The organism is Planotetraspora sp. A-T 1434 (assembly GCF_025420585.1).
In the GTDB taxonomy this organism is placed as follows: Bacteria; Actinomycetota; Actinomycetes; order Streptosporangiales; family Streptosporangiaceae; genus JAOEGB01.
In genome coordinates, this window is sequence record NZ_JAOEGB010000005.1 from 250,449 (window position 1) to 264,099 (window position 13,651).

At 69.9% G+C, this 13,651-nt stretch carries 14 protein-coding genes and 1 pseudogene; 11 read left to right on the top strand and 4 right to left on the bottom strand.

Features of this window, described 5'->3' with window-relative positions; genetic code table 11:
* The first annotated feature begins 104 nt into the window (after positions 1 to 104).
* Together N5079_RS09190 and N5079_RS09195 are read left to right on the top strand one after the other, a co-directional pair.
* Positions 105 to 1,556 carry an MFS transporter gene (locus N5079_RS09190; RefSeq protein WP_261583169.1) on the top strand — a complete coding sequence of 484 codons (1,452 nt, stop codon included), beginning with the start codon at positions 105 to 107 and terminating at the stop codon, positions 1,554 to 1,556.
* Positions 1,557 to 1,710: 154 nt separating this feature from the next.
* The gene (locus N5079_RS09195; RefSeq protein ID WP_261583170.1) at positions 1,711 to 2,418 is read left to right on the top strand and encodes a DUF1275 family protein; all 708 of its coding nucleotides are present in this window, start codon (positions 1,711 to 1,713) and stop codon (positions 2,416 to 2,418) included.
* A gap of 129 nt (positions 2,419 to 2,547) precedes the next feature.
* Here the strand turns inward: N5079_RS09195 and N5079_RS09200 are convergent, their stop codons facing one another.
* Positions 2,548 to 4,314, bottom strand: a complete 1,767-nt coding sequence (locus tag N5079_RS09200) for an MOSC and FAD-binding oxidoreductase domain-containing protein (RefSeq protein ID WP_261583171.1) — start codon at positions 4,312 to 4,314, stop codon at positions 2,548 to 2,550.
* Positions 4,315 to 4,616: 302 nt separating this feature from the next.
* On the opposite strand from N5079_RS09200, the gene N5079_RS09205 reads away from it, so the two are divergent.
* The 3 genes and pseudogenes from N5079_RS09205 to N5079_RS09215 all read left to right on the top strand — a co-directional run.
* Complete coding sequence (locus tag N5079_RS09205; RefSeq protein ID WP_410007759.1) at positions 4,617 to 5,285, top strand: HEAT repeat domain-containing protein; 669 nt, start codon at positions 4,617 to 4,619, stop codon at positions 5,283 to 5,285.
* 6 nt (positions 5,286 to 5,291) lie between these two features.
* Positions 5,292 to 6,296 carry a HEAT repeat domain-containing protein gene (locus N5079_RS09210; RefSeq protein ID WP_261583172.1) on the top strand — a complete coding sequence of 335 codons (1,005 nt, stop codon included), beginning with the start codon at positions 5,292 to 5,294 and terminating at the stop codon, positions 6,294 to 6,296.
* Positions 6,297 to 6,451: 155 nt separating this feature from the next.
* Positions 6,452 to 6,578 (top strand): annotated as a pseudogene (locus tag N5079_RS09215) (alpha/beta fold hydrolase); the annotation flags it as partial.
* A 102-nt stretch (positions 6,579 to 6,680) separates the two neighbouring features.
* Here N5079_RS09215 and N5079_RS09220 read toward each other — a convergent pair.
* A complete protein-coding gene (locus N5079_RS09220; protein WP_261583173.1) occupies positions 6,681 to 8,048 on the bottom strand; it encodes a ZIP family metal transporter in 1,368 nt (455 codons plus the stop codon).
* Positions 8,049 to 8,179: 131 nt separating this feature from the next.
* Positions 8,180 to 8,836, bottom strand: coding sequence for a DivIVA domain-containing protein (locus tag N5079_RS09225; protein WP_261583174.1), 657 nt, complete (start codon positions 8,834 to 8,836; stop codon positions 8,180 to 8,182).
* Positions 8,837 to 8,870: 34 nt separating this feature from the next.
* On the opposite strand from N5079_RS09225, the gene N5079_RS09230 reads away from it, so the two are divergent.
* From N5079_RS09230 to N5079_RS09255, 6 genes are all read left to right on the top strand, one after another.
* Complete coding sequence (locus N5079_RS09230; protein WP_261583175.1) at positions 8,871 to 9,023, top strand: hypothetical protein; 153 nt, start codon at positions 8,871 to 8,873, stop codon at positions 9,021 to 9,023.
* 62 nt (positions 9,024 to 9,085) lie between these two features.
* Positions 9,086 to 9,322 (top strand): hypothetical protein, encoded by a 237-nt coding sequence (locus tag N5079_RS09235; RefSeq protein ID WP_261583176.1) that lies wholly within the window; start codon positions 9,086 to 9,088, stop codon positions 9,320 to 9,322.
* A 202-nt stretch (positions 9,323 to 9,524) separates the two neighbouring features.
* On the top strand, positions 9,525 to 9,869 hold the full coding sequence (locus N5079_RS09240) for a metalloregulator ArsR/SmtB family transcription factor (protein WP_315967804.1): 345 nt from the start codon (positions 9,525 to 9,527) through the stop codon (positions 9,867 to 9,869).
* Positions 9,862 to 10,938, top strand: coding sequence for a cation diffusion facilitator family transporter (locus N5079_RS09245; protein WP_261583177.1), 1,077 nt, complete (start codon positions 9,862 to 9,864; stop codon positions 10,936 to 10,938). Before N5079_RS09240 ends, N5079_RS09245 begins: the two co-directional genes overlap by 8 nt.
* A gap of 350 nt (positions 10,939 to 11,288) precedes the next feature.
* A complete protein-coding gene (locus N5079_RS09250; RefSeq protein ID WP_261583178.1) occupies positions 11,289 to 11,825 on the top strand; it encodes a cation transporter in 537 nt (178 codons plus the stop codon).
* A gap of 121 nt (positions 11,826 to 11,946) precedes the next feature.
* Positions 11,947 to 12,555: a dihydrofolate reductase family protein gene (locus N5079_RS09255; protein ID WP_261583179.1), complete on the top strand. Its 609-nt coding sequence runs from the start codon at positions 11,947 to 11,949 to the stop codon at positions 12,553 to 12,555.
* Positions 12,556 to 12,814: 259 nt separating this feature from the next.
* Here the strand turns inward: N5079_RS09255 and N5079_RS09260 are convergent, their stop codons facing one another.
* A complete protein-coding gene (locus tag N5079_RS09260; RefSeq protein WP_261583180.1) occupies positions 12,815 to 13,516 on the bottom strand; it encodes a 2-phosphosulfolactate phosphatase in 702 nt (233 codons plus the stop codon).
* Positions 13,517 to 13,651: the final 135 nt, after the last annotated feature.

The window sequence follows — 13,651 nt, forward strand, 5'->3', positions numbered from 1 at the left end:
AGTGCACGCCTGACGCAACCCGGGTAGCAAGCCGGTGGCGTCGGCTTGACCAGGACGTGGCCACGCCTGGGGCACCTTGCCCGTTGCCTGCAGAAGAGGCTCACATGACCGAGCGGACCATCACTCCTGGCGGCAGACGGTCGGCGATCGTGCTTGCCGTGGTGCTCGCCTGCCAACTGATGGTCGGTATCGACACCACCATCGTCAACATCGCCCTGCCGGGCATCCAGGCACAACTGCACTTCTCGCAGACGGGCCTGGCATGGGTGTTCAACGGCTACACCCTCGCGTTCGGCGGGTTGCTGCTGCTCGGCGGCCGCGCGGGCGACCTGCTTGGCCGGCGCCGGATGTTCGCCTTCGGCGTGCTGCTGTTCACCGCCGCGTCGCTGCTCGGTGGCCTGGCCACCGAGTCGTGGTGGCTGGTCGCGGTCCGTGTGCTGCAGGGCCTTGGCGGCGCGATGGCCTCGCCGAACGTGCTGGCGCTGATCATGGCCAACTACGAGGACGGCCCCCGCCGGACCAAGGCGCTCAGCGTGTTCGCCGTGGTGTCCAGCGCCAGCCTCGCGCTCGGCCTGCTCGTCGGCGGCGTGCTGGCCTCGGCCGGCTCCTGGCGCTGGGTGTTCTTCGTGAACGTGCCCATCGGCGCGGCGATCCTCGCCCTCACACCGGTCTTCGTGCACGAGACGGAGACGCACCGCGGCCGGTTCGACCTCGCCGGCGCGATCAGCGCGACCGCCGGCGTGGCCGGGCTGGCCTACGGGGTGAACCGCACCGCGACCTCCGGCTGGGGCGACCCGGTCACCATCGCCGTCTTCGTCGCCGCGGTGCTGCTGCTCGCCGGCTTCACCCTGATCGAAGCGCGGGCCGGGCAGCCAATCATGCCACTGCGGCTGTTCGCCGACCGGCGCAGGGCCGCCGCGTACGTGAACACGCTGCTGGTGCCGTGCACCATTTTCGCGGTCATCTACTTCCTTGCCCAGTACTTACAGGAAGGCTTCGGCTACGGTCCGCTGGCGTCGGGTTTCGGGTTCCTGCCCATGACCGTCGTGCTGATGGGCGTGGTCCGGCTGGTCGGCAGGCTGATCAAGCGGTGGGGCACTCGCCCGGTGATGGCGGCTGGTATCGCGTTCGTCACTGCCGCGTTGCTGTGGCTCACCCAGCTGTCCAGCGGCAGCAGCTACCTGGCCGGTGTCCTCGGCCCGCTGGTGCTGCTCGGCATCGGGGCCGGGCTCACCACCGTCGCGCTGAGCGTCACGTCTTTGTCCGGAGTGCGCCGTGAGGATTCCGGGGCCGGCGCCGGGGTGTTCCAGACACTGCAGTGGAGCAGTTGGTCCCTCGGCCTCGCGGTGCTTGTCACCGTTTACCACCAGGCCGCGGCCAAGGGCGGCAGTGCGGCGCAGGCGTTGGCGCGCGGCACTTCGTCGGCGTTCGTCAGCGCGTCGGTGATCGCGGTTCTTGCCCTGATCAGCACGCTGGTCTTCGCGCGCAGCGCGGTCCAGCCGGGGGCGCCCGCGGGCAACGCGGGCACCCTTGCCGGCAAGGCACCGGCCGAGTAAGCCAAGGCCCGCCGCCGGGGGATCAGCAACCCGCCGGATCGGCACCCGCTCGGGTGGGGTACGGCTTGCAAGGGGACGGTCGGGCGGCGGGCGCGTTCATAGCGGCCGGGCGAGCGAACGGCGGATGCGTCTGGGGAATTCACGGGGAGGCGGGATGCCGGCAGGGGCGGCCTCCCGGACCGGGCGGGCCCATCTGGGGCCGCTGGTCCTGGCCACAGCGCTGACGGTGGCGACGGGCGCCACCAACGCGATCAGTTTCATCGGGCTCGGCGGGGTCTTCACCAGCGTCATGACGGGCAACCTCGTGCTGCTGGGACTGTCGGCCGGGCGTCCCGACGCCGCGCTCGCGGCGGGCGCGGCGGGCGCGATCGCCGGTTTCGCCGCAGGCGTGCTCGCGGGCGGCCGGATCGTCGGGCCGTCGGCGCGCGGCCACCCGGGGTGGGCGGTGCGGGTGGCCGTCGTCCTGGGGTGCGAGCTGGTGCTCTTCGCACTGTTCCTCGGTGCCTGGGCGGCCGCCGGGGGCCGACCGGCGGGGGACGAGCGTCTCGTGCTGGCGGTCGTCGCCGCCTTCGCGATGGGCGCGCAGAGCGCGGCGGTCCGGACGTTCGGCATTCCCGGGCTGTCCACGACCTTCTTCACGGGCACGCTGACCGGGGTGCTGGCGGGTCTGGTCACCGGTGGGCGGGTGCTCTGGGACCGCGTCGTCCTGCTCGCGGGCCTGGTCGCGGGCGCCGCCGGAGGAGGGTGGCTGGTCCTCCACGCGCTTGCCGCCGCGCCCGCGTTGCCCACGGCTCTGCTCGCGCTCGCGCTCGCCGCTCTGCGCCCGCTCGCCGTACGGCCCCGGCCCGGCCGCTCTCGTTGAGCGACGACGCGGGCAGATCATCGGTGACCGGGTAGAACAGCACCTGCGCGGCGGTCGGCGGCCCCCTCTCAGCGGTCACCTCGCACTGCGCTTCGTTCTCCCTCATCGCTTCGCCCATTCACCGAAGGGTCAAAGGTCCAGTGCGATGGCGTCTTGAGGCCGGGAGCAGCAGATCAAGACGTTGCCCTGCGCCGGCGCGTCGATCGGCTCGGGGGAATACGCGACGGTTCCCGACAGCAGGCCGCTTTCGCAGTTGTGACAGACGCCCGTACGGCACGACCAGCGGGTCGGCACGTCGCACGCCTCCGCGAGTTCGAGCAGGCTCCCGTAGGCGGGGTCCCAGGCGACCGTGAGGCCGCTGCGGGCGAACGAGACCGTCGGTCCCTCGCCGGGCTGGCCCGCGGGCGGATGCGCCGGCCGACGCGGCGCGTCGGTCAGCCCGGGCGTCATGGCGGGTCCGGCCCCGAAGACCTCGGTGTGCACTCCCGCCGGGGCCAGATCGGAGGAGGCGAGGGCGGCCGGAAGGTGTTCCATGAAGGACGGCGGGCCGCACAGGTAGATGTCGGCCCTGCGGGGAACACCGAGCCGGCGGAACAGGTCGAGGGACAGCCGCCCGGCGGTTTGGTAGTCGACGCCCTGGCGGTCGCCGGGCGCCGGGCGGCTGTAGCAGACGTGCTCGCGTGCGTTCGGCAACCTCGCCAGCAGGTCACGGGTCTCCCGGGCGAAGGGGTGCTCCGTACCGTCGCGTGCCCCGTGCAGCCACCACACCTCCCGTGGGGAACGCGTGCCGGCCAGTTCGTGCAGCATGGCGAGGACGGGTGTGGCGCCGATCCCGGCGGACACCAGCAGGACCGGGTTGTCGCCGGCCTTCAGGGTGAAGGCGCCTCGTGGCGCGGCGACGTCCAGCACATCGCCGATGCGCACCCGGATGCGCAGGTGAGTGCTCGCGGCGCCGTGCGGTTCGTGCTTCACGCTGATCCGATATCGCGCGGATCCCGGGGGGCCGGACATCGAATAACTGCGGACGAGAGGGGACGCGCTGCCGGCCGGGCGCAGCCGTACGGTGATGAACTGCCCGGCCAGGGCGGCCGGCAGGGGCGCGCCGTCGACGTCGGACAGAACCAGCGAGAACACGCTCGCGCTCTCGGCGTCGATCCGGGTCACCCGCAGCGGCCGGAACCCCTCCCAGGCCGGGGGCGGACCGGCGGCCGACGTCAGCCCCGCGTTGCCGGGAGCTCGCCCCGAAGCGCCGTCGGCCTGGTCGAGCAGAGCCCGGAAAGAGGTCTGCCAGCCAGGGCTGAGCGCGGGAATGCGGAGCGCCCGGACGAGCTGCTCGCGGGGGTGCCCCGGCAGGTACAGCAGGGCGTCGATCTCCGCGACGGTCATGCCCTCCGGCCCATCGGCGATCTTGACGATGTCGTCTCCCGCCTCCACGTGACCTTCGGTGAGGACCCTGAGGTAGAAGCCGGGACGCCGGTGGGCCACGAGCAGAGAGGCCATCCGCGGCTCACCAAGCCGCAGGCCCACGCGATAACAGGTGACACGCGGCTGAGTGACCTCGAAAACCGCCTCACCGATCCGGAATCGGTCCCCGACGCACACCTCGTCATCCGGCAGCCCGTCGACGGTGAAGTTCTCCCCGAACTGTCCGTAGCCGAGATCGTCGCGGTTCAGCTGCCTCCGCCAGTATCGATAGGAGTCGAGCTGGTAGACCAGGACCGCCCGCTGCTCGCCGCCGTGCCCGGCCAGGTCCCCCTGGCCGTCCCCGTCGATGTTCAACCGGCGCACCATGCGCGGGCCGGTCACAGGCCGCTTCCACACACCGGTGTGGACCGTCCTGCCGCGCCAGGAAACGTCGCGGGGCATGCCCACGTTGACCGCCAGCAGCTTGGCCATGGCCTCTCCTCAGCCGACGGCTCTTCATGCGGATGTGACCGCAATTGGCCATCCTTGTCCGTTCAACTGGTCTACCACAGTCATCGTGGCAGGTCGGCGGGCATATCGGAGACACGGGGCCCATCACCTGGAACGGCTGCGGCCTGGACATGCGGTCTCTCCCGGTGGCCCGCGGTCCGGGACCTTTCAGCTGGCGGCACGCCCAGTTGGGCACCAAGCTGGTGCGATCCCGCTCACCCAGGACGCCCCACTTGACCTTGACACGGTGACAAGGTTTTCACTGTTGCCAGGAGGTGGTCCCGATGGCCATGCCGAAACAGGACACGGATACGATTCGAGCTTTCCAGGGGCTGGAGGACAGCAGCTCGTCAGTGCGGCTGCGGGCAGCGCTAGCGGTCGGCACGACCCCTGACCCGCGGTTCATCGACAAGCTCATCGAACGATGCGCGATCGAGCCCGAATTCTATGTGCGCGACATGCTGACGTGGGCACTCACTCGCCACTCGGCATCAATGACGGTCCCAGAGCTTCTCAAGGAAGTCCGCTCGGAGCGTGCGCAGGCACGAAGCCAGGCGTTGCACACGCTGTCCAAGATCGGGGATCGGCAAGCGTGGCCGGCGATCACCCGGGCGCTTCTGTCCGACGCCGACGATGAGGTGGCGCGGAGCGCTTGGCGGGCAGCGGTCGTGCTCGTGCCCGAAGGTGAAGAGCCCGAGTTGGCCGCAGTGTTGTCGACACAGCTCGGGCGCGGCGAACGTGAGACGCAGCTTAGCCTCAGCCGGGCGCTGATCGCGCTCGGTGAGGTGATTGTGCCAGCGCTGCGCGCTGCGATGACGGATCTCAATCCACGGGTGCGCGCGCACGCGATCGCCACGGAACGGCTGTTGCGCGACCCGGATGCCGGGTTCAGGTTCGCGATCGAGGAGGCGAAGCGCGTCGTGGCCCTCGGCAGCACCAGCAAGGAGGAGTGATGGTCAGTGTTGATTGGTGATGTGGCACGGCGGTCCGGGGTCAGCGCCCGCATGCTCAGGCATTACGACTCGCTCGGCCTGGTGCGGCCAACGGGTCGTAGCGATGCCGGCTATCGAGAGTACTCCAGCGAGGACATCCGGCGAATCTTCCATATCGAGAGCCTGCGGTCATTGGGGCTGTCGCTGCGTGAAGTCAGGCGCGCGTTCGATGATCCCGGCTTCACGCCCTCAGAGCTCGTCGACGACCTCATCCGCCAGACGCGAGAACGCATCGCAGCTGAGACCGAGTTGCTCACGCGACTGCGTCGGATCGGTGCCGCGGAACCCGCAGGCTGGGAGGACGTCCTCCAGATCATCGCACTCCTCCAGGCGTTGGGGTCAAAGAGCGCTGGCAAGCGCCAGCGCGCGGCCTTGTTCTCAGTCGGAAAGGTTCCGGTGCCAGTTGAAGCGCTGGTCGAGGCAGCGCTGAGCGAGACGGACCCGAACGTCGCCGGAGCCCTTCGATGGGCTTTGGCGCAATCGGGCGATGACGGATTGGCGCTGCTGGGGGAGGGCCTCGGCTCACCAGTAGCCGAGGTGCGCAAACGTGCCGTCCAGTCCATCGCCGAGATTCCGAGCGGTGAGGCGACCGCGCTGCTGCAGGACGCCCTCACGAACCCCGACATCGTGGTCCGCAGGTATGCGGCTCTGGCACTCGGGGCACGTGGAGTGCCCGACGCGGTCCCGACGCTCATCGATATGGTCGTCGAGGGGACGAATGACGTCGATGCAGCCGATGCACTGAGCGCGCTGGCGGGTCGTCCCGCGTTGGCGGATCAGATCGCTACCAGGCTCGTTGATCGCCTCGTCCACGGCGCCGTTGAATCGTCTGCACGTCGACGGCTGACACAGGCGCTCGCGGGTATCCCGGGAACCACAGCGTCACGAGCCCTCGCAGATCTGTCACATGACGAAGATCGTGCCGTTGCGCTTACTGCGGCATACATTCTCGGGATACGCGACGTACGATAACGGATCTTTCCTGGGGCGCTGTGTGCCCTGGACAAGGGGGGCCGTCTGCTCGTCTCGGAGCGAATGATCTTTTCCACCGCGTCCGCCTCCGCGCGTAGCGCGTGCCCCGGCCCTTCGGTGACGAGCAGGCGGGGCGGGGTGCGAGGCGGCCGCTGCGGCTGCACGGCTTCCCGGAGACATCATCTGATGTGGCGGCACGTCGCCGCCGACCTCGCAGCAGACCACACCGTGATCTGCCCCGACCTGTGCGGCTACGGCGCCAGCGGCAAACCCGCCGAGACCTCCTCACCCGCTGAACCACACGCCGAACCAGACGCCGCACCTCCGAGACGAGGAGCCGGCGCCGGACAATGCCGCGCCGGCTCCTCCTGCGATGCCGGGGGGTCAGCTGCCGTCAGCTGCCGGCTGATGGGCGCGGGCTGCGGGGGCGGTCGCATCGCGGTGGCTGAGAGCCGTGAGCAGTGAACGGCGTTGCCGGTCGCTGAGGTCGGCGATCTGCTCTTTGGCACCGACGCCGGTGGCGGTGATGAGGGCGTGCACGGTGTGCGGGCTGGAGCCTGGCAGAGCGCGCAGGATGCGCCGGATCGGGGTGTGCTCGGTGACCGGATCGGCGCGCTGGAAGATCTCGGCCAGGCTGAGCCGGCCGGAGCTGACCGCCTGGCTCAGCTCCGCCCGGCTGAGCGGGGGCGCCCCTGTCCCTGAGGTCCGGACCGCTGCCCGGTCCGGGCGGTGCCCGACGCCCGGCGCGCGTGCGGACGAGGTGGGGTGCGGGCTCGAGGAGGGGCCGGGTGCGATGCGGCGGTCCTGCCGCCTGAGGGGCAGGGACCCGGCCACCGCAGCTCCCGGGGCGAGCGGTGCCGCCTCCAGCGCCGCGTCCAGTACGGCAGGCAGGGCCCCGCCGCCGGCGGCGGCTTTCGGGGGGTTTTCCTCGCCGCCGAGGGTGTGGGCGGTGGCGAGCAGGATGCCGGCGCCGGCTGCTGCGCTCGCGGCGATGGCGATCTGCCGGCGGGACAGCCGTCCGCCCTCCTGCTTGCTCGCGGCGAGTTTCATTCCGACGATCGCGGTCCGGCACAGCACGCCCATGACCATGGCGAGCAGGATCGGGACGAGCCGGTCGGGGAGAGGGCTGAGGGTGGCGGTCACCACGCCCACGGTCGGGCTGAGGCAGGCCACGACCAGCCAGGGGGTCAGGCGTTGTTTGGCGATGTCGAGCAGCACGGCCAGGGCCAGGCCCTCGCTGGCCGAGTGGACGATCAGGGCGATGATGACCACGACGGACGCGGTCAGGGCCAGGGCGGCGCCTTCGATGGCGCGGTGCAGGGTGAGTGCGGCGGCGGTGCCCATGCCGCCGAACACCGCGGCGTCCATGCCCTGTTTGAGGCGGCGGTGCAGGCCGGGGGCGTGCAGGGCGGCGCGGGGCGGCTCGTCCTCAGGGCAGGCGCAGCCCCGGCGGGTGAAGTAGGTGATGACCAGGAAACCGAAGCCGGCCGACAGCGCCAGCGCCCAGGGCGGGACGCCGGCCTCGGCCGCCTCGTCCCAGGCGTCGGGCGCCAGGTCGACCAAGGCCGTGACTAGGATCATCGCCGAGGCGATGGCCAGCCACAGGCTCATCCGCTTGGAGCTGCGACGGGCGAGGAAGGCCCCGACGAGGGTAGAGATGCAGACCAGCAGCACCGCCCCCATTGCCTCCTGGCGGGGCGGCTGGATGTCCAGCACCGGCCATGCGGCCAAGACGACAGCCGATGATGGCATGCCTGAATACCTCCTGTTGGTTTGGGCGGGAGTGCGGAAAGGCTGGGGCCACACCATTGGCCGGCACCTGAATCCGCCGGCTCAGGGGGAACAGATGGGGACCTCCAGCGCGGCCCCCGTGCCGGCAACCGTCAGCCCGAGGCCGGATGAAGCCCCTCAGCGGGCTGGCCGACCGGGCCGCGGTCGCGGGACTCGTGCTCGTGGGAGTCGTCGCCGTGGTCGTGGGAGTCGCCCGCGCGGTCGTGGAGTTCGTCGAGCAGGGTGTGGAGCCGGTTGATCTGCCCGTCGAGGGTGTCCTTGAGCCCGCTACCGAAGTTGGCGATGAAGGTGTGCAAGACCTGAATCCGGCTGTCGAGCTCCTGATAGGGGATGCCGGCAACCGCCTCTCGGAGCCCCACGGCTTTGTTCAGGGCGGCCTGCTGCACCTCCTCGGCCGTGCCTCGTGCCTGCGCCAGCACGGCCTGGGCTTCCTGATGAGCGAGGGCCAGCGTCCGCTCTGCCGCCGCTCTGGCGACATCGACGAGCTGAACGGCGCTGTCTGCGGCCATGGTCGGCGACAGCTGCGCTCCGCATCCGACGCTGTGCTCGGCCGCGGCGGCGCGCGCCCGCAGTTCCTCGTTGTCTCGCAGCAGCCTGATCAAGGCGGCCTCCACCCTGCCGAGGAACCGGTCGACCTCGGCCAGGTCGTAGCCCTCCCGTAGGCGCACCACCGTGAACACCTGATTGCGGATGTCCGCGGGGGACAGCAGGCCGGCCGCGCTTGGCGGATCCCGGTGCGCCGGCCCCATGGACGCCTCATCGAAGTGGCCGGGGGGGGTCGAGATGGTTGAGGTCGTTCAGGTGGTCCAGGTGGGCCAGGTCGTCGAGTATGCCGACGGTGCCGTCCCCGTGACCGTTCGCCTGCCCCTGACTATGCGGATGCCCATGGCTCCCGTGGTCGTGGCCGTCGTGGCCGTGGCCGTCGTGATTGTGTGAGTTGCCTTGTCCGTCGCCCATCGCGTTCCTCGTCACTTCGTCCGGCACTAGGGGTGGTGGGAATGGCAGGAGCTGTCGCCGTGCCCGTGGCCGGGGGAGTGACCGTGCCCGTGGCCGGTGCAGCCACAGCGGTCGCCCTGATCGGGTGCGTGGCCGGCGTGCTGGTCAGCCTGCGGGGCGGCGCTCTCGCCGGGGCAGCATGCCTCGGTGCGGGACGGCGCGGGGTGGCCGGGGTGGGGATCGGGGTCGGATGCCATGGGAACCTCCGGGACTGGATCGACGAACCTTACGCTCCGTAGTTATCCAGTTACCCTCAGGCTTACACATGTGAGCAACCGGGCAAGTATTGATTGCCGGTCCATGGGCTCGCTGACGGACAAGGGGCTCCGGACCTGCCACGAGTGTCCCGAGGGGGCGGAAGGCGAGGTTGAAATACTCCCACGTATGAACGAATATTCAAGTGTCGTGCCGTGGACACCGGATGACTGCGCAGTACGGATAGTGGATGCCGAACGGGTAGCCAGTGTCCGTCAGGCACTGCCGGACGAGGACGCGGTTGAGGATCTCGCGCGGATCTTCGGCTTGCTTGCCGATCCGGGACGGCTGCGGTTGATCGCGGCACTTCTGGAGGGGGGAGAGATGTGCGTCTGCGACCTGGCGGCGGCGAGCAGGCACAGCATGTCGGCCGCCTCGCACGCGCTACGGCTCCTGCGCACCAATCGGGTGGTGAAAGTACGCCGCAGCGGGCGGATGTCGTACTACCGGCTCGCCGACTCTCATGTACGGATGCTGTTCGACGTGGCCATCGTCCACATCAGGCACGAGCGAGGAGACCGTGATGACTGATCACCCGGCCCTCCACACCCCCGCCCGCGAACACGGGGAACACAGTCACGAGCACAAGCCCGGACAGGAGAAGGCCCACGGGCACGGGCATGTGATCAGCGCGGAGGCCAACCGTCGCTGCCTGGCCGGTGCGCTGGCGTTGATCGTCGGTTTCATGGCGGCCGAGGTGATGGTGGGCCTCATCGCCCGCTCTCTGGCGCTGATCTCCGATGCCGGACACATGCTGACCGACGCCTGCGCGATCGTGTTCGCCCTGGTGGCGGTGCGGATCGCGGCCCGGCCGCCTCAAGGGGGGTTCACCTACGGGCTCAAACGAGCCGAGATCGTCTCCGCCCAGGCAAACGGCATCACCTTGCTGCTACTGGCCGTCTACTTCCTCTACGAAGGCGTTAACCGCCTGGTCGCGCCCCCGTCCGTGCAGGGCGGATATCTGGTGGCCACCGGGCTGGCCGGAGTGGTGGTCAACTTCGCCGCCAGCTGGCTGCTCAGCCGGGCCAACCGGACAAGTCTCAACGTCGAAGGCGCCTTCCAGCACATCCTCAACGACCTGTACGCCTTCATCGCCACCACTGTGGCCGGCGCGGTCATCGTGTTGACCGGCTGGGCCCGCGCCGACGCCATCGCCGCCCTGGTGGTGGCGGTGTTGATGCTCAAGGCCGGGTGGGGCCTGGTCCGCGAGGCCGGCCGCGTCTTCATGGAGGCCGCCCCCGTGGGAGTCAACCCCGCCGAGCTCGGCCGCAAAGCCGCCGCCCTGGCGGATGTCGCAGAAGTGCACGACCTGCATATCTGGGAGGTCACCTCCGGCTACCCCGCAATGTCCGCCCACGTCCTGGTAACCACCGGAGCCGACTGCCACGCCGTACGGCAGGCCGTCGAACACCTGGTCCACCACGACTACGGCATCCGGCACACCACCTTGCAGGTCGACCACGCCCCCGCCGAGTTGCTCACCCTCGCCCCGGCAACGGCGGCACCCGCCACCGCCGCCGGGGGCGCCCACTGCGCCGACCCCCATGGCCCCGCGCACCGCCCCGAACCTCCGCTCCCTCGCCGCCGCCAACCGGCATGACGGGCCGCCAGAGCAACCACAGCCGCACCCCGGCCATCCGTCCCGCCATGGGCGCGCCCAGATGAGAGCAGACGCGGAAAGCACCGGAAAGCACCACCACAAAACGAGGACGAGAGCGAGACGCGGTGATGAGCGAGCCATCCCCTGCCCTGCACCACACCACCCCCGCCGACGCCCCTACAACCGGGGCCAAAACCGGGGCCAAAACCGGCGGCTGCCCGGACATCTGCTGCGCCTCCGCACCAGCCGCCATCCCGAGGACCGCCCCGAGGGACGCATCGGGACGTGATGAGAACTGGCTCCGGGCAGCCCACTGGGCCAGAACGCTGTCCTGGATCAGCCTGATCTGGATGACCATCGAAGGCGCCGCGGGCATCGCCGCCGGCGTGGCGGCCGCCTCCATCGCCCTGATCGGCTGGGCGCTGTCGTCGGCGGTCGAGGGGTTGGCCAGCGTCATCGTCATCTGGCGCTTCACCGGCTCGCGCACCCTGTCGCACACCTCCGAAGGCCGGGCGCGAAAAGCCGTGGCGGTCTCGTTCTGGCTGCTGGCTCCCTACGTCACGATCGAGGCCATACATAAGCTGGTCACCGGTCAGGAGGCCGCCTCCAGCGTGCCCGGCATCACGCTGACCGCGCTCAGCGTGGTGCTCATGCCGCTGCTCGGTGTCGCCAAGAAACGCCTCGGTGCGCGCCTGGGCTCCGGCGCCACCGCCGGGGAAGGCGCCCAGAACCTGCTGTGCGCCTATCTGGCGGGGGCTGTCCTGGCCGGCTTGGCCGCCAACGCCGCGTTCGGGTGGTGGTGGCTGGATCCGCTGATCGGACTGGCCGTCGCCGCCGTCGCCGTCAAAGAAGGGCGCCAAGCCTGGCTCGGCCAGGAATGCTGCTGACCGCACCGCGCCGATGTGCCGGTGCAGGGAGGGCCCTGGGGAAGCGGGCTCGTGAACGGTCTTGAAGTCTGGCCTGCTCTGGAGGATCTTCGGTGGACGGATGCGGGCAGGAGGAGACCTCATGGGCAAGGTCATTTTCTCGATCTCGATGTCTTTGGACGGTTTCGTCGCGGGGCCAGAGGACCGGCCCGGGCAGGGGCTGGGCGTGGGAGGCGAGATCCTGCACTACTGGGTGCACGGCGGCGACGCGGACGGGTTCGCGGCGATCGGGCCCGACCGCGCGGTGCTCGATGAGCTGTTCGCGGACACCGGAGCTTTCGTGGTGGGCCGGCGGATGTTCGACGTCTCCGAGGCGTGGGGCGGGGACCCGCCGGGCGGGCTCCCGTGTTTCGTGGTCACCCACCACGTCCCCTCCGAGTGGGCCAAGCCCGCAGGGCCGTTCACGTTCGTGACCGACGGAGTCGAAAGCGCTGTGACACTGGCCCGCAAGGCCGCCGGGGACGGGAACATCGCCCTCGGCGGCGGCGCGGACATAGGCCGGCAGGCCATCGAGGCCGGGGTCGTCGACGAGATCCAGATCCATCTCGTCCCCGTGTTGCTGGGGGACGGCGTCCGGCTGTTCGAGCACCTGGAGGTCGCGCCGATCCGGCTGGAGCGGACGCGGGTGATCGAGTCTCCCTACGCCACCCACCTACGCTTCACAGTGCTGGATCGCCCGTCACGGCGATAGCCGCTTCGGCAGCCGCCAAGCCGGCGAGAACCCCTCGATAGCCGTAGTCGCGACGCTCCGCGGATTCACTTCACCCAGGCCCTGGCCCGGCTCGCCGCACAGCACGAGGAGATCATCCGGCTCCGCCAGGCCGCCGCCGCAATAACTCGGGTCAGCCGCCTGCCGCCGCCCCGAACCACCGTCATCGGGACATGCAGTTGATACCGCATACCCGACAGGGTGCTCGCTCTCGCATGCTGAAAGTAGACCTCACCAGCGATCAGACCGGGTCCTTGTCAGTCGGTGAAGGCATCGCCCGTGGACGCAGGACCATGAGCGAGCCTTCCAAGGTCGCCACCATGGCAAAGGGAAACCGGTCGACCTCAAGACAGAGCGCAACGTCATCAGGATGGACTCCTTGGCGCACCCCGTCCGCCAGTTCGGCGGCGGCGCGCGACTCGGCAGCGCGGCGGAGGAACTCAGCAGCATCCGTCCCAGCCTCGGTGACCCTCCGAGCGATGTATTGAGCACACGCCAGATCTTCATCGGCCCGCCCATCTTCGCCAGTGACCACGAACGTGACACTGTCGCTCTTGCGCGTCCGCAAGAGCCGAGCCGTTGCCTCCGCCACCACGAAGCCGGCGCACAGCACCAGCGACGCCTCCTTGACCGCAAGGGCGCCGACTGTCCCTGCCGTGGTTTTCTGCACAACGGTCCGTCCGCCAAGGTCAATAGACCGCAGCAGGCCCGGCGAGTTGACGGTGTCGAACCCGGGCGCGGGCGGACCGTCTTTGAGCGCCACCCAATCCGGGTGGCGAGCCTTGAGCGCCAGGGCTTCGTCCAGCGACTCAGCAAGAACGATCTTTTCCGCCCCCTGGGCAAAGGCCCAGGCAGCCACGGTGAAAGCACGCATGACGTCGACTACGACCGCCACGGACGGGGCCTCGACCAGATCAGCGATACCAAGGAAACGAGTGTCCATTCCGGTCATGATCGCATCTACCCGACCCGAGGCACCCAGAGAGTGAGCGGATGTGGGACGGCGCCTCCAGCAGCGCGGGCGTCCGCCAGAGGACCACGGCTGATGCTGTCTCCAGCCTTCCGATGTCAGTCGCTA

Excerpts from the sequence above, each read along its gene's own strand:
- N5079_RS09190 (WP_261583169.1), top strand. The coding sequence starts at position 105 with ATGACCGAGCGGACCATCACTCCTGGCGGCAGACGGTCGGCGATCGTG.
- N5079_RS09195 (WP_261583170.1), top strand. The coding sequence starts at position 1,711 with ATGCCGGCAGGGGCGGCCTCCCGGACCGGGCGGGCCCATCTGGGGCCG.
- N5079_RS09200 (WP_261583171.1), bottom strand. The coding sequence starts at position 4,314 with ATGGCCAAGCTGCTGGCGGTCAACGTGGGCATGCCCCGCGACGTTTCC.
- N5079_RS09205 (WP_410007759.1), top strand. The coding sequence starts at position 4,617 with ATGGCCATGCCGAAACAGGACACGGATACGATTCGAGCTTTCCAGGGG.
- N5079_RS09220 (WP_261583173.1), bottom strand. The coding sequence starts at position 8,048 with ATGCCATCATCGGCTGTCGTCTTGGCCGCATGGCCGGTGCTGGACATC.
- N5079_RS09225 (WP_261583174.1), bottom strand. The coding sequence starts at position 8,836 with ATGGGGCCGGCGCACCGGGATCCGCCAAGCGCGGCCGGCCTGCTGTCC.
- N5079_RS09230 (WP_261583175.1), top strand. The coding sequence starts at position 8,871 with ATGGTTGAGGTCGTTCAGGTGGTCCAGGTGGGCCAGGTCGTCGAGTAT.
- N5079_RS09235 (WP_261583176.1), top strand. The coding sequence starts at position 9,086 with ATGGCAGGAGCTGTCGCCGTGCCCGTGGCCGGGGGAGTGACCGTGCCC.
- N5079_RS09245 (WP_261583177.1), top strand. The coding sequence starts at position 9,862 with ATGACTGATCACCCGGCCCTCCACACCCCCGCCCGCGAACACGGGGAA.
- N5079_RS09250 (WP_261583178.1), top strand. The coding sequence starts at position 11,289 with ATGACCATCGAAGGCGCCGCGGGCATCGCCGCCGGCGTGGCGGCCGCC.
- N5079_RS09255 (WP_261583179.1), top strand. The coding sequence starts at position 11,947 with ATGGGCAAGGTCATTTTCTCGATCTCGATGTCTTTGGACGGTTTCGTC.
- N5079_RS09260 (WP_261583180.1), bottom strand. The coding sequence starts at position 13,516 with ATGGACACTCGTTTCCTTGGTATCGCTGATCTGGTCGAGGCCCCGTCC.